17 protein-coding genes are annotated in these 13,963 nt (G+C 67.1%); 12 read left to right on the top strand and 5 right to left on the bottom strand.

All coding sequences use genetic code 11. The annotated features are described in order from the left end of the window. Positions 1 to 25: 25 nt before the first annotated feature. Positions 26 to 448 (top strand): alpha/beta fold hydrolase, encoded by a 423-nt coding sequence (locus AC3ISA_RS09690; RefSeq protein ID WP_489177724.1) that lies wholly within the window; start codon positions 26 to 28, stop codon positions 446 to 448. Then, a complete protein-coding gene (locus AC3ISA_RS09695; RefSeq protein WP_489177725.1) occupies positions 445 to 972 on the top strand; it encodes an alpha/beta fold hydrolase in 528 nt (175 codons plus the stop codon). The genes AC3ISA_RS09690 and AC3ISA_RS09695 overlap by 4 nt, the downstream gene beginning before the upstream one ends. A 40-nt stretch (positions 973 to 1,012) precedes the next feature. Here AC3ISA_RS09695 and AC3ISA_RS09700 read toward each other — a convergent pair whose 3' ends face one another. The 5 genes from AC3ISA_RS09700 to AC3ISA_RS09720 form a co-directional block, all read right to left on the bottom strand. Beyond that, positions 1,013 to 1,837 (bottom strand): DUF3298 and DUF4163 domain-containing protein, encoded by an 825-nt coding sequence (locus AC3ISA_RS09700; protein WP_489177726.1) that lies wholly within the window; start codon positions 1,835 to 1,837, stop codon positions 1,013 to 1,015. A gap of 14 nt (positions 1,838 to 1,851) precedes the next feature. Then, complete coding sequence (locus tag AC3ISA_RS09705; protein WP_489177727.1) at positions 1,852 to 2,880, bottom strand: UbiA family prenyltransferase; 1,029 nt, start codon at positions 2,878 to 2,880, stop codon at positions 1,852 to 1,854. Positions 2,881 to 3,168: 288 nt separating this feature from the next. Continuing rightward, complete coding sequence (locus AC3ISA_RS09710) at positions 3,169 to 3,951, bottom strand: GIN domain-containing protein (RefSeq protein ID WP_489177728.1); 783 nt, start codon at positions 3,949 to 3,951, stop codon at positions 3,169 to 3,171. Beyond that, entirely contained in the window at positions 3,948 to 4,562 is a 615-nt protein-coding gene (locus tag AC3ISA_RS09715; RefSeq protein ID WP_372692616.1) for a DUF1700 domain-containing protein, read from the bottom strand. Before AC3ISA_RS09715 ends, AC3ISA_RS09710 begins: the two co-directional genes overlap by 4 nt. Continuing rightward, positions 4,559 to 4,903: a PadR family transcriptional regulator gene (locus AC3ISA_RS09720; RefSeq protein WP_159846234.1), complete on the bottom strand. Its 345-nt coding sequence runs from the start codon at positions 4,901 to 4,903 to the stop codon at positions 4,559 to 4,561. The genes AC3ISA_RS09715 and AC3ISA_RS09720 overlap by 4 nt, the downstream gene beginning before the upstream one ends. Before the next feature lie 254 nt (positions 4,904 to 5,157). On the opposite strand from AC3ISA_RS09720, the gene coxB reads away from it, so the two are divergent. The 10 genes from coxB to AC3ISA_RS09770 all read left to right on the top strand — a co-directional run bounded on the left by coxB (position 5,158) and on the right by AC3ISA_RS09770 (position 13,819). After that, positions 5,158 to 6,159 (top strand): cytochrome c oxidase subunit II, encoded by a 1,002-nt coding sequence (coxB, locus tag AC3ISA_RS09725; protein WP_489180089.1) that lies wholly within the window; start codon positions 5,158 to 5,160, stop codon positions 6,157 to 6,159. Between the two features lie 15 nt (positions 6,160 to 6,174). After that, positions 6,175 to 7,857 carry a cytochrome c oxidase subunit I gene (ctaD, locus tag AC3ISA_RS09730; RefSeq protein ID WP_489177729.1) on the top strand — a complete coding sequence of 561 codons (1,683 nt, stop codon included), beginning with the start codon at positions 6,175 to 6,177 and terminating at the stop codon, positions 7,855 to 7,857. A gap of 151 nt (positions 7,858 to 8,008) precedes the next feature. After that, positions 8,009 to 8,986 carry a heme o synthase gene (gene cyoE, locus AC3ISA_RS09735; RefSeq protein WP_489177730.1) on the top strand — a complete coding sequence of 326 codons (978 nt, stop codon included), beginning with the start codon at positions 8,009 to 8,011 and terminating at the stop codon, positions 8,984 to 8,986. A gap of 4 nt (positions 8,987 to 8,990) precedes the next feature. Next, positions 8,991 to 9,164, top strand: a complete 174-nt coding sequence (locus AC3ISA_RS09740; RefSeq protein ID WP_372692611.1) for a hypothetical protein — start codon at positions 8,991 to 8,993, stop codon at positions 9,162 to 9,164. Beyond that, positions 9,161 to 9,697, top strand: a complete 537-nt coding sequence (locus AC3ISA_RS09745) for a cytochrome c oxidase assembly protein (RefSeq protein WP_372692610.1) — start codon at positions 9,161 to 9,163, stop codon at positions 9,695 to 9,697. Before AC3ISA_RS09740 ends, AC3ISA_RS09745 begins: the two co-directional genes overlap by 4 nt. Then, complete coding sequence (locus AC3ISA_RS09750) at positions 9,694 to 10,131, top strand: NUDIX domain-containing protein (RefSeq protein ID WP_489177731.1); 438 nt, start codon at positions 9,694 to 9,696, stop codon at positions 10,129 to 10,131. The genes AC3ISA_RS09745 and AC3ISA_RS09750 overlap by 4 nt, the downstream gene beginning before the upstream one ends. Before the next feature lie 271 nt (positions 10,132 to 10,402). Then, on the top strand, positions 10,403 to 11,311 hold the full coding sequence (locus tag AC3ISA_RS09755; protein ID WP_372692608.1) for a cytochrome c oxidase subunit 3: 909 nt from the start codon (positions 10,403 to 10,405) through the stop codon (positions 11,309 to 11,311). Between the two features lie 89 nt (positions 11,312 to 11,400). Continuing rightward, positions 11,401 to 11,856, top strand: a complete 456-nt coding sequence (locus AC3ISA_RS09760; protein WP_489180090.1) for a DUF983 domain-containing protein — start codon at positions 11,401 to 11,403, stop codon at positions 11,854 to 11,856. Continuing rightward, positions 11,853 to 12,554 carry an SURF1 family protein gene (locus tag AC3ISA_RS09765; protein WP_489177732.1) on the top strand — a complete coding sequence of 234 codons (702 nt, stop codon included), beginning with the start codon at positions 11,853 to 11,855 and terminating at the stop codon, positions 12,552 to 12,554. Before AC3ISA_RS09760 ends, AC3ISA_RS09765 begins: the two co-directional genes overlap by 4 nt. Positions 12,555 to 12,604: 50 nt before the next feature. Next, entirely contained in the window at positions 12,605 to 13,819 is a 1,215-nt protein-coding gene (locus AC3ISA_RS09770) for a M16 family metallopeptidase (RefSeq protein WP_489177733.1), read from the top strand. Positions 13,820 to 13,963: the final 144 nt, after the last annotated feature.

Below are 13,963 nucleotides of genomic sequence, written 5' to 3' on the forward strand. Positions count from 1 at the left end.
AATAACCTTACAATTGGAGACTGTGATGTCGAACTTCATTCGCCCTTGCCGGGGCGTCTTCGCCCCGCCACGCCTGGCCGTCATTCTCGGCGTTCTGATCGCCTGCGCCGTCGCGAACGATCAGGCCCGCGCTCAAACCGCGCCCCCTGGCGCGTCCGCTGCAGCGCCCTTCGTCTCGGACCGGCTGTCGGTCGAGGTGGTTGGGGCGGGGCCTGACGTGATCCTGATCCCCGGTCTTTCGTCCTCGCGCGAGGTGTGGCGGGCGACGGCGGATCGGCTGAAGGCGACGCACCGGGTGCATCTGGTGCAGCTGGCCGGGTTCGCCGGGAAGCCCTGGGCGCATGGCGACGGCGCCTTCGTCCAGCCCGAGGTGTATGAACTGGCGCGCTATATCCGCGAGGCTGGGCTGGATCGGCCGGCGGTGATCGGTCACTCCATGGGCGGTTGAGCGGCCTGTTGCTGACGCAGCAGCAGTCGGGTCTGGTCGGGCGGCTGATGACGGTGGATTCGCTGCCCTTCTACAGCGCCATGTTCGGACCGACCGCGACCGCCGAAAGCGCGCGACCGTTCGCGGATCAGGCGGCGGGCATGATCCTGGGGGCGGACGACGCGAGCTTCCGCACGCAGCAGGAAGCGACGGCGCAGGCCCTGTCGCGGACGCCGTCGGAACAGGCGCGGATCGTGGACTGGTCGATGGCCAGCGACCGGCACGCGGTGGCCTCGGCGATGAAGGATGTGATGACCACCGATGCGCGGCCGGGTTTGGCGGCCATGACGACGCCGGTGATGGCGCTTTATGCCGCCGATGCGGACGGCGGGGCGCCTGCGGCGATGGCCGACGGCATGTGGGGGCGGGAGTATGCGGCCCTGCCTGGCGTGACGCTGATCCGGGTGGACGGATCGCGGCACTTCATCATGGCCGATCAGCCCGAGCGGTTCGCCGAGCTGGTGGATGCGTTCCTGGCGAAGTGAGCGCCTAGATCCTCCCCCGCAAGCGGGGGAGGAATGGTGTTTAGTTCTTCGGCGTCACGTCGCCGGCCTTGGCGGGGGCGCCGTCGAACTGGTCGGCGTAGGCGGGGGCGAGCAGGGCGCGGAAGGCGGATTGCGGCAGGGCGATCCAGTAGGGGCCGTCCGAATAGGGGCCGATCTGATACGGTCCCATCAGGAAGGTGACGCCGCCCGCCTTGCCCGGCGTCGTGCCCGGCGTCAGGACGAACGGGGTCGAGACGGCCTTGGGGCAGGTCCACATCTTGCCGTCCAGGGTGGCGGTTTCCGACCCCGGCGAGCGGGCCTGTTTGGCGGCGTTGGCGGCGGCGCACAGGGCCTTGTCCAGCACCGACAGATCGGCGCCCGGCCGGAACAGGTCGGCGAAGCCCAGCCGCTTGTTGGTCGTCTTGTCCCAGATCACCGAGGCGAAGCTGGTGTTGGGGTGGGCGCCGCCGGTGAACTCGAAATCGGTGCGGGCCAGGCTGACCAGTTTCGCGGTCTCGGCGCCGGGGGCGAAGGCGATGGTCTTCTCGTAGGGGTTGGGACCGCCGCCGGCCTCGCTGAGATCGGCCTGGGCCCCTTCCTCGAACTGCTTCAGGTCGCGCACCATGTCGGCATAGAGGGCGGCGTGCAGGGCGGGCGTGGTCTTGACTGCCTGGGGCAGGGTCAGTTTGACGGTGGCGTAGGGGGTCTTGCTGTCATAGCCGACCGGGGTGTTGGAGACGGCAGGCGCGACGGCGGCGGGCGCGGGTTTGGCCGGGGCCTGGGTCTTGTCCTCCTTGCGCTGGCAGGCGGCCAGGGTCGCGGCGACGGCGACGGACAGCAGGAGGAGGCGGGCGGCGTGAGGCATGAGAGGCTCCTTCATCAAACCAGGGATCCGAGTGCGATGGCGAACAGCAGGACGAAGCCGGCCTCGCGATTGGACTTGAACAGTTTCAGCGCCAGGGCGCCGTCGTTGCGGTCGAGCCGGGCGACCTGACGCGCCAGATGGGCGGCATAGGCGACCAGGCCCAACCAGAACAGCGGCCCCAGTCCGGCGGCGAAGCCGGTCAGGGCGGCCAGGATCACGGTCAGGACATAGAAGATCGCCACGCCGGGCCGCACGGCCGAGGCCAGGCGACGGGCTGAGGATTTGACGCCGATCATGGCGTCGTCCTCGATGTCCTGAAGCGCATAGATCGTGTCGTAGCCGAGGGTCCAGAACACGCCGCCGATCCATAACAGGACGGCGGGGATATAGGCCTGCCAGGCCAGGGCGACGGCATGTCCGCTGTCGCTCGCGGGGGACCACAGGAAGGGGCGGAACTCGCCGGCGATATCGGCGGGCAGCAGAAGGGCTGCGGCCGCCAGAGGCAAAGCGGCGGCGAACCCCATCAGGGCTCCCCAGTTGAACGTCAGGCCCAGCCAGGCCTGGGGCCACCAGGTGATCCGCTTCATGAAGGGATAGGCCGCAACCAGGGCCAGCGAGCCGACGCCCAGCAGGATGGCGATGGTCGGCAGGGTCAGCAGGATCAACAGGCTGATCAGGCTGCACGCCACCACGAAGGCCCAGGCCTGTTTGACTGTGATGCGACCCGAGGGGATGGGGCGCTGGGCGGTGCGGGCGACCTGGGCGTCGAAATCGCGATCGACGATGTCGTTGAAGGCGCAGCCCGCCGCGCGCATCAGACAGGCGCCGATGGCGAAGCCGACGAACAGCCACAGATCATAGAGGCCGGGCGGTTGCCGATACTGGGCCAGGGCCAGGGCGATCCCCTGCCAGCCGGGCAGCAGCAACAGCCAGATGCCGATGGGCCGGTCGAACCGCCCCAGCTTCAGCCACGGCTTCAGCCCCTCCGGCGCATGGCGGTCGACCCAGTTGGCGCCGGCGTCGGGAAGGGGGGCGAAAGTCATGCGGGTGACTTAGCGGGAATGGGGCGGGGGGTGAAGGCGTGGCCCCTTCTTTCGTCATCCTCTGGCTTTCGTCATCCTCCGGCGCGAAGCGACCGGGGGACCCAGCGGCGCGCGTGAGCGCGAACCTGTCGAGTGTTCGTCGTTTGACGACGGCGCGGTGGACGCATCGCCTTCGGCGCCGCTGGGTTCCCCGGTCTTCGCCGCGAAGACGCGGCTTGCCGGAGGATGACGAAAAGAAAAAGGGAGCTGGATGGATCCAGCCCCCTTCGGTTCGACGCTTCGTGTCGATCAGTCCTGATACACCTCGCCCGAGCCGGTGACGGTGCTGTTCACATTGGCGGCGCGGGTGGCCAGGGCGACGTCGCCGGAGCCGGCGATGACGACCTTGACTTGGCCCGACGGGGCGATGCGGGCGTCGCCGGAGCCGGCGATGTCCACCGAGGCGTCGCGGGTCGTCAGGTCGCCGAACGAAGCATCGCCCGAGCCGGCGATGTCCACCTTCAGATCGTCGGTGCGACCCGAGGCCGTGACCTCGGCCGAGCCGGAGATGTCCACCGCCAGCGACGGCTGATCATAGCCGGTGATCTGAAGATCGCCGGAACCGTTGGCGGTGAACCGGTTCACCTTGGGCGCGGTGACAACGACCTTCAGCTCGTCGCGCTCGGAGCGGGCGGAGAAGTTGCCCTTGTCCCAGCCGAACACGACCCGCTCGTCGCCGTCGCCCAGATCGAAGCGGCCGTCGACCAGGCGGACCCGGTCGGTCAGACCCTTGGGTCCGGTGATGACGACGGTGTTCGCATCGCCCTGGATGTATTCGACATCGATGCTGGAATCGACGGTCAGGCTCTCGCCGCCGGTCCAGGGTATGGTGCGGGTGGTGAGGGGGCCAAGGTCGTCGGTCCCGCCGCCCTTGACCCGCTCGAAGCGGACGCTTTCGCCGTTGTCGTCCTTGAAGGTCCAGGCCCAGCCGTGGCGCTGGAGGTCGTGGCCGCCGATGGCGAGGGCGCCGCCGACGGTGACCAGGCACAGCACCAGGGCGGCGCCGGCGATGACGAACAATGTGCGGATCATGCCGAAACTCCCGAGGTCGAGGTGGATTGGCCAGATGTTGAAGGATTGGGCGAGGACTCCAGCGCCGGCTTCAGCAGGCGATAGTGCAGGCGGGCGAACCAGACGACGCCGTTGACCAGCCAGATGGTGAAGATGGCCAAGAGGGCGCCGATGAAGACGGCCCCGGCCATCAGGCCCAGACCCATCAGGATCGCCGCGAACGGTCCGCCGGGGAAGCCGGCGAAGGGTCCTGCGACCATGATCACGCCGCCGCAGATGAACAGGGCGATGGCGGCGATGAAGAAGCCGAACACGGTCCCGACCACGCCCATCAGCAGGGGCAACAGGATCAGGATGTCGAGCGCCCCCAGGCCCAGGACCGCGAAGACGGCGGCGGCGGCGGCGGAGGGGTTCTTCTCCTGATGCCAGCGCTGGATGCCGGCCTCGGCCTTCAGCTCGCGGGCCAGGCGGATCGGATCGCCCAGGGCGGTGGCGACCTCGGCCTCGGTCCGGCCGGCGGCGATGCCGTCGTCGAAATGGGTCTGATAGTCGGCGATGATGTCGTTGGCGGTCGCGGTCGGCAGGCCGACGAGGCCTTCTTTCAGACGATCGATGAACTCGGCGCGCGTCATTGTGCGGCTCCCTGATCGGCGTCGTTCGCCACAATGGCGTCGACGGCCTTGGTGAAGGCGGACCATTCGGCGGTCTGGGCGGCGAGGGCCCCCCGGCCCGCTTCGGTCAGTCGGTAGTATTTGCGCGAAGGCCCGGCGGAGGATTCGACCAGATAGGTCTCCACCTGTCCGTCCGACTGCATGCGGCGCATCAGGGGGTAGATGGTACCTTCCCCCATATCGATCGCGTCCGACAGGCGGCTGGCGATCTCGTAGGCGTAGCTGTCCGCCCGGTTCAGAAGCGCCAGGACGCACAGTCCGAGCACTCCCTTCTTCAGCTGGATCTCGATGGTTTCAGGCACCTCTGTTCTCCCGTTGATGACGATTGATTACGGCAAGGTATCTTGTGACGCAAGGTAGCTGGCGAAACATGACAGCGATTTAATCGAGGCAGGTTCGCGGCCGCTTCGGGGCGTCAATGGCGTTGATCGCTTGGCAAGCCGAAAGCGATCCGATAGGTGACCGAGATCGCCGGGCGTGGGAATCGCGCCAGTGTGATTTCTTGCGAACCATTCGCAAGTGTCTGCTGCATAACGGTTTTATGGGGAAGTCTCATATGGGGATGGGCAAGCGAGCCCGGGGGACGTTGAAGGGCGCTGCGGCTTGCGCGTCTTCGATCGTCCTGGGCGCCGGACTGGCGGTGTTCGCTGCGACGCCGACGTGGGCGCAGGATCTGATGGGCCAGCCGACGCCGAACGGCATCGGTCTTCAGGCGGCCGCTGCGCCGCTGAAGCACGACGCCATCTGGTTCCACGACATCATCCTGATGCCGATCATCACGGCCATCACCCTGCTGGTGCTGGGCCTGCTGGCCTGGATCGTGATCCGCTACAACAAGAAGTCCAATCCGACGCCTGCGCGCTGGAGTCACAACACTGCGGTCGAAATCGTCTGGACCGTGCTGCCGGTGGTGATCCTGGTCTTCATCTCCCTGTTCTCGTTCCGCCTGTTGTTCGCCTATCACAATATGCCGTCGCCCGACCTGACGGTGAAGGTGACCGGCAACCAGTGGAACTGGGCCTATGAGTACCCGGACCAGGGCGTCGCCGAATACATCTCCAACATGCTGCCGGAAGAGGAAGCCAAGGCCAAGGGCGTGCCCTATCGCCTGGCCGCGACCGAGCCGATGGTCGTGCCGGTCGGCAAGACCGTCCAACTGGTCATCACCGCCTCCGACGTCATCCACGCCGTCGCCCTGCCGGCGTTCGGCCTGAAGACCGACGCCGTTCCCGGCCGGATCAACACCACCTGGTTCAAGGCCGAGCGCACCGGCGTCTTCTATGGCCAGTGCTCGGAACTGTGCGGCGTCGATCACGCCTTCATGCCGCTGGAAATCCGGGTCGTGACCCAGGCCCAGTTCGAACAGTGGATCGCCTCCAAGGGCGGATCGATGACCCCCAAGGTCGCCGAGCCCGCGCCGGCCGCCGCCGCTCCGGCGGCTGCGACCGCCGAGACGCCCGCCGCCGGCGAAGCCGCCGCGACCCCGGAGGCCGGCGCAACCGCACCTGCCTCCCAACCCGTTCCCGCCGCGGCGCCCGCCGCGCCGGCCGCCCAGTAAGAGGCGAACAGACACATGGCTGACGCTACCGTAACCCGCGACGCGACCGACCTCGGTCACGCCCCCGACCATCATCACGACGACCACAAGGTGGGCTTCTTCACCCGCTGGTTCCTGTCCACCAACCACAAGGACATCGGCACCCTGTACCTGATGTTCGCCATCATGGCGGGCATCGTGGGCGGCGCCCTGTCGGGCCTGATCCGCTGGGAACTGGCCGAGCCGGGCATCCAGATCTTCAAGGAAGGCTCGTCGATCCAGCTGCTGGGTCTCGTCGAGCAGTCCAAGCACGGCTACAACGCCGTGGTCACGGCCCACGCCCTGATCATGATCTTCTTCATGGTCATGCCCGCCATGATCGGCGGCTTCGGCAACTGGTTCGTGCCGATCATGATCGGCGCGCCGGACATGGCCTTCCCGCGCATGAACAACATCTCGTTCTGGCTGCTGGTCGCCGCCTGGTGCCTGTTGATCCTGTCGATGTTCGTCGACGGTGGGCCAGGCAAGGGCTTCGGCGGGGGCTGGACGGCCTATCCTCCGCTGTCGACCACGGGCCACGTCGGGCCGGCCTTCGACCTGGCGATCTTCGCCCTGCACGTCGCGGGCGCCAGCTCGATCCTGGGCGCGATCAACTTCATCACCACCATCCTGAACATGCGCGCGCCGGGCATGACGATCCACCGGATGCCGCTGTTCGCCTGGTCGGTGCTGATCACCGCCTTCCTGCTGCTGCTGAGCCTGCCCGTCCTGGCCGGCGCCATCACCATGCTGCTGACGGACCGCAACTTCGGCACCCACTTCTTCGATCCCGCCGGCGGCGGCGATCCGGTCATGTACCAGCACCTGTTCTGGTTCTTCGGCCACCCGGAAGTGTACATCCTGATCCTGCCGGGCTTCGGCATCATCAGCCACATCGTCTCGACCTTCAGCCGCAAGCCCGTATTCGGCTATCTGGCCATGGCCTACGCCATGGTGGCCATCGGCTTCGTCGGCTTCATCGTGTGGGCGCACCACATGTACACGGTCGGCATGAGCATCAATCTGCGCGCCTATTTCATCGCCGCCACCATGATCATCGCGGTGCCGACGGGCGTGAAGATCTTCAGCTGGATCGCCACCATGTGGGGCGGGTCCATCAGCTTCAAGACGCCCATGCTGTGGGCGATGGGCTTCATCTTCCTGTTCACCGTCGGCGGCGTGACCGGCGTGGTCCTGTCCAACGCCGGCATCGATTACAGCCTGCACGACACCTATTACGTGGTGGCCCACTTCCACTACGTGCTGTCGCTGGGCGCCGTCTTCGCGATCTTCGCGGGCTTCTACTACTGGTTCGAGAAGATGTTCGGCGTGAAGTACAACGAGTTCCTGGGCGCGACCCACTTCTGGATCATGTTCGTGGGCGTGAACCTGGTGTTCTTCCCGCAGCATTTCCTGGGTCTGCAGGGGATGCCGCGTCGCTACATCGACTATCCCGAGGCCTTCACCCTGTGGAACCACGTCTCGTCGGTCGGCTATGCGATCACGGCGTTCGGCGTGCTGGTCTTCCTGATCATGCTGGCCGAGGCGGCGATCCGTCGTCGTCCGGGCGTCGCCAACCCGTGGGGCGAAGGCGCCACGACCCTGGAGTGGACCCTGTCCTCGCCGCCGCCGACGCACCAGTTCAACGAACTGCCTGTGATCAAGGAAGAAGAACACTAAATCCCTTCCGTCACCCTCGGGCCTGTCCCGAGGGCCTACGGCGGAAGCGGACTCAAAAGACTGCGAAGGGCCTCGGGCGGAATGTTCGAGGCCCTTTCGTATCGCGGAGACGTGGACCCTAGGGACAAGCCCGAGGGTGACGGTGTAGAAGATGACCATCGTGACCCCGACTGACCTCAACACACCAGCCATCTCGACCGCGCAGCCGGAGGACTTCTTCCAGCTGTTGAAGCCGCGCGTGATGTCGCTGGTGGTGTTCACCGCCGCGACGGGCCTGGTGGTGGCGCCGGGATCGATCAATCCGCTGGTGGCGGCCATCGCCGTCCTGTGCATCGCCGTGGGCGCGGGCGCGGCCGGCGCGCTGAACATGGCGCTGGAAGGCGAGACCGACGCCCTGATGCGGCGCACGCGCGGCCGGCCGGTGGCGGCGGGGCGGGTGCGCAAGAACGACGCGATGGCGTTCGGCGTCATTCTGAGCCTGTTCTCGGTCATGCTGCTGGGCATGAATGCGAACTGGCTGGCGGCGGGCCTTCTGGGCATGACCATCGTCTATTACGCCGGCTTCTACACCCTGCTGCTGAAGCGTCGGACGCCCCAGAACATCGTCATCGGCGGCGCGGCGGGCGCCTTTCCGCCGGTGATCGGCTGGGCGGCGGCGACGGGCCATGCGCCGTGGCAGGCCTGGCTGTTGTTCGCCATCATCTTCCTGTGGACCCCGCCGCACAGCTGGGCGCTGGCGCTCTATTCGGCCGGCGACTACGCCAAGGCGGGCATTCCGATGATGCCGGTGGCGCGCGGGGCGAAGTCCACGCGGTTGCAGATCCTGCTCTACACCCTGGTGTTCGTGCCGGTCGCTATCGCCCCGGCCTTCGTGGGCCTGGGCGGCCTGATCTATCTGGTGGTGTCGGTTGCAGGCGGCCTGGGCTTCCTGGGTCTGGCGCTGCGTCTTTATCGGTCGCGTGCGGGCGACGAGCCCGACAAGGCCGAGGCCGTGGGACGCGAGGCCGCATTGTATGATGTGCGCGCCCAGGCCAAACCGGCGCGAGACCTGTTCGCCTTTTCCATCCTCTATCTGATGGCCCTGTTCTCGGCCCTTCTGGTCGAGGCCTTGTCCGGTCTGGGAGCGTAAAACCATGCGTCTGACGCCTGAGGAACTTCGCGCGCGCAAGCGCCGCAACGTCTGGATCGCGACGGCGCTGGTCGCCTTCATCGTGCTGGTCTTCACCACCACCGTCCTGCGGCTGCAGCAGAACCAGGCGACCGAGCGGGCGCTGCTGGAGGCGGCGACGGGGACCACGACGAAATGAATGCGAACCGCAAGAATCTGATCGCCATCGCCTGCGTCCTGGGCGTGATGGGGATGACGGGGGCGGCGTTCGCAGCGGTGCCGCTTTATCGGATGTTCTGCCAGGTCACCGGCTTCGGCGGCACGACGATGAAGGCGGACAAGGCCTCGGACACGGTTCTGGACGAGACGGTGCTGGTGCGGTTCGACACCAATGTCCGCGGCCTGCCCATGACCTTCAAGGCCGAACAGTCGACGCAGCGCGTGCGGATCGGCGAGACGGGCCTAGCCTATTTCGACGTGACCAACACCTCGGACAAGCCGCTGTTCGTGCGGGCCAGCTACAATGTCGAGCCGGAACAGACGGGTCAGTATTTCCTGAAGCTGCAATGCTTCTGCTTCACCGACCAGACGCTGGCGCCCGGCGAGACGCGCCAGTTCCCGATGCAGTATTTCATCGCCCCCGAAATGGCGGCGGATCGCGAGGCCAAGGGCGTGCGCGACATCACCCTGAGCTACACCTTCTATCCGTCCCCGGACGCGCCGAAAGCTTGAGCAAGCCCATTCTAGCAAGGCCCGGCGTCGATTTTCCCGGCGTCGGCTGCGGCCTGGTGATCCAGCGCGCCGATGGGAGGGTGCTGCTGTGCAAGCGGTTGAAGGCGCCCGAGGCCGGGTTCTGGAACATCGTCGGCGGCAAGGTCGACCTGATGGAACGATCCATCGACGCCGCCCGCCGCGAGGCCGAGGAAGAGAGCGGGCTGAAGATCGGCGCCGTCGATTTCCTGTGCCTGGCCGAAGAGATCATTCCCGCCGACGGCCAGCACTGGGTGTCGCTGATCTATGTCACGCGCGACTTCACCGGCGAGGCGACGCTGACCGAGCCAGACAAGCTGTCGGACATCGGCTGGTTCGACCTGGCGGACCTGCCCCAGCCGCTGTCGGCCTTTTCCGCCAAGGCGTTCGCGGCGTTGAAGACATCCCATGCCTGAGTACAAAGTCACCGTCACTCTCGGGCTTGTCCCGAGAGCCTACGGCGGGTCTGACTCGAAGCCAGTCGTGAGCTCCGGTTTGTGCAACATCCGTGAGATAGGAGACGCATCCAGCGTGGGCCCTCGGGACAAGCCCGAGGGTGACGAGAAAAGATGTCGGCGTGTCCCAGCCTTGAACAAGGCCGAAAGGCGGCGCGGCTCTGGCGTCGGGCAAACGGGGACGCTATAGCCGCTATAACAACCGACTCTGGCCGACGAAGAGACGCGATACATGGCTGACGCCCACGCCACTCCGCAGCACGACTACCATCTGGTGCCGCCCAGCCCCTGGCCGCTGCTGTCGTCCGCCGCTGCGACCATCATGTTCATCGGCGCGGTGATCTGGATGAAGGGTCTGGCCCCGGCCGATGGCGGCCCGATCGCCGCCAACTTCCTGGCCGAGGGCAAGCCGGGCGTCTTCTTCGCCGGTCTGGCCGGCGTGCTGATCTCAGCCTTCGGCTGGTGGGCGGACGTGATCAAGGAATCCAAGGCGGGCGATCACACGCCGGTCGTGTCCATCGGCCTGCGCTACGGCATGATCCTGTTCATCGCGTCGGAGGTGATGTTCTTCGTCGCCTTCTTCTGGATGTTCTTCGATATGGCGCTGTTCCATGAATCCCGCGCCCTGACGCCGGAAGTCGGCACCTGGGCCGACACCGCCAAGGCTTGGTCGACCTGGCCGCCCAAGGGCGTCGAGGTGCTGAGCCCCTGGCAGCTGCCGCTGTTGAACACCGTGACCCTGCTGCTCAGCGGCTGCACCGTCACCTGGGCGCACCACGCGATCCAGGTCGGCGACCGCAAGGGCGCCAAGATCGCCCTGGGCATCACCGTGGCGCTGGGCGTGATCTTCACCTGCGTCCAGGCCTATGAGTATCAACACATCCTGCACGAGAAGCTGTTCTTCAACGAAGAAGCGATCAACTCGGGTCTGTACGGCTCGATCTTCTTCATGGCGACGGGCTTCCACGGCTTCCACGTCCTGATCGGCACCATCTTCCTGGCGGTCTGCCTGATCCGCCTGCTGGCCGGCGACTTCACTCCGCAGAAGCATTTCGGTTTCGAGGCGGCGGCCTGGTACTGGCACTTCGTGGACGTGGTCTGGCTGTTCCTGTTCGCCTTCGTCTATGTCGTCTTCGGTTGATCCAAGACGGTCCTGAAGACCTTGAGGCGGCGCGGGACGAGGGATCGTCCCGCGCCGTCGTCGTTTGCGACACTCCGGTTCGCGCGGCGATGCGGGGGCGCTGTCCCCGGTGCGGGCAGGGCGCGCTGTTCGCGGGCTTTCTGAAGGTGGCGCCCGCCTGCGCGGTCTGCGGCCTGGATTACACGACCATCCAGACGGGTGACGGCCCGGCCAGCTTCATCATGCAGATCGCCGGCTTTATCGTCGGGTTCTCGGCCCTGTTCGTCGAGATCAAATACCATCCGCCGATGTGGGTGCATCTGATCGTCTGGCTGCCACTGGTCGTGGCCCTGTCGCTGGCCTTGATGCGGCCGGGGCGGGGGCTAATGATCGGCCTGCAATACCGGAATCAGGTGGATGGATCCTCCCCTGCGGAGCGGGGGAGGGGGACCACGCCTGGCGTGGTGGAGGGGGCGACCCCAGACTCGGTGCGAGGTTCCGCCCCCTCCACCGCTTCGCGGTCCCCCTCCCCCGTTCCGCTGCGCTCCACGGAGGAGGATTTATGAGACGTTTTCCCTGGATACTGACCGTGCTGACGGTCCTGGCCCTGATCCTGCTGATCGGCCTGGGCGTGTGGCAGGTCGAGCGGCTGAAGTGGAAAGAGGGCCTGATCGCGGCGGCCGATGCAGCGGCGGCGAAACCGCCTGCGCCGCTGGACCAGGTTCTGGGCGAGGGCGATCTGGAGTTCCGCAAGGCCTTGATGGTCTGTCCGGGCCTGGCCAGCGCGCCCTTCATCGAGCTTCAGTCCATCCATGACGGCGAGGCCGGGGTTCGGCTGATCTCGGCGTGCAAGCCGGCGGGGGCCGATTTCAGCCTGCTGATCGACCGGGGCTTCGTCGGCGACGGGGTGACCGCGCGGCCGCGCGTGGTGGAGACCACCCTGCTGCTGGTGATGGTCGGGGAGTTCCGCACCTTCGACAAGCCGGGCGCCATGAGCCCTGCGCCGAGGGACGGCCGCTTCTACGCCCGCGACACGGCCGCCATGGCCAGGGCGCTGAACGTCACGGGGCCGGTGCGGCCCGAGGCTGTGTTCGCGGTCACCGCCGTCAATCCCGAGTTCCCGGCGCTGAGGCCGTCCGCGCCGCCGGCGGCCTTTTCCAACAATCATTTCGGATACGCCCTAACGTGGTTCGGACTGGCGATCGCGCTGGCGGGCTTCTATGTGGCCCTGCTTCGACGCCGAATGAAGAAAGACACCCCCTGACCGCTACGCTCCACACCCTGTCGAACGGCGTCCGCGTCATCTGCGACCCCATGCCGGGGCTCAAGACCCTGGCCGTCGTCGTCACCGTCAAGGGCGGGGCGCGGTGGGAGGCGGAGGATCGATCCGGCTGGTCGCACCTCTTGGAGCATCTGGTGTTCAAGGGCGCCGGCGACATGGCCGCGCGCGAGATCGTCGAGCGGATCGAGGCCGAGGGCGGCACGATCAACGCCTCGACCGGATACGAGCGGACCAGTTTCGAGGTGCGGGGGCTGGACGGTTCGCTGCCGCTGGCGATGCAGGTGCTGTCGGACCTGGTGTTCCGCCCCACGCTGGACCCCGCCGAGATCGAGCGCGAGAAGGACGTGGTGGCGCAGGAGATCGCCGAGGCCTTCGACACGCCCGACGACCATGTTTTCGAAATGGTCCAGACCCGCGCCTTCACCGGCCAGCCGCTGGGCCGGCCGATCCTGGGCTCGATCAACAGTCTGAAGCCGGCGGATAAGGCCAGCGTCGAGGCCTGGCGCGCGCGGCTCTATTCGCCTGACCGGATGGTGGTGTCGGTGTCTGGCGCGGTGAACGAGACCGAGTTGCTGGCATTAGCAGAGCGCTGGTTCGGCGATGCGGTGGCGACCCCGGTCGATGCGCCCGCGCCGGCCGCCTTCGTCGGCGGCCATGCGAAACTGACGCGCAAGATCGAACAGGCCAATCTGGTGTTCCAACTGCCGGCCCTGTCGGCGACCGACCCGGCCCTGTCGGCCATGCGGCTGTTCGGCGAGATTCTGGGCGGGGGCATGGCCTCGCGCCTGTTCCAGAGCGCGCGCGAGGAGCGGGGTCTGGCCTACGCCATCGACGCCTATCAGGAGCCGTACGAGGATACGGGCGTGCTGGGCATCTACGCCGGGGCGGCGGCGGACCGGGCGAAGGAACTGGCCGAGGTGGCGGCGGCCGAGGTGCGGGCCATGGCCGAGACCGGCCCGACCGAAAAGGAACTGTCGCGGGCCAAGGCGGTAATGAAGGCCGGTCTGTGGATGTCGGACGAAAACCCGATGAGCCGGGCAGGCCGCAACGCCGCCCAGACCCTGATCTTCGGCGCGCCGCGCTCCAGCCTGTCGATGACCGAACAGCTGGAAGCCCAGACGGTCGAGGACGTGCGGGCGGTCGGCGGGCGGTTGCTGGCCTCGGGCCAGGCGGCCAGCGCCGTGCTGGGGCCGAAATCGGCCGGACCGGCGGGCGAGGCGTTCGCGACGGCGCTGTTCGGGGGGTAAGCCCTCCACTCCCGTCACCCTCGGGCTCGTCCCGAGGGCCTACCTTTCATCAGACACGGCCCGCCGTTGCTGCGACGGGTTTGAGATCAGCGACCGGCCTCGCCGTGGGCGCTCGGGACGAGCCCGAGGGTGACGGGTTGGCGG

This window comes from Brevundimonas sp. KH_058 (assembly GCF_057838505.1).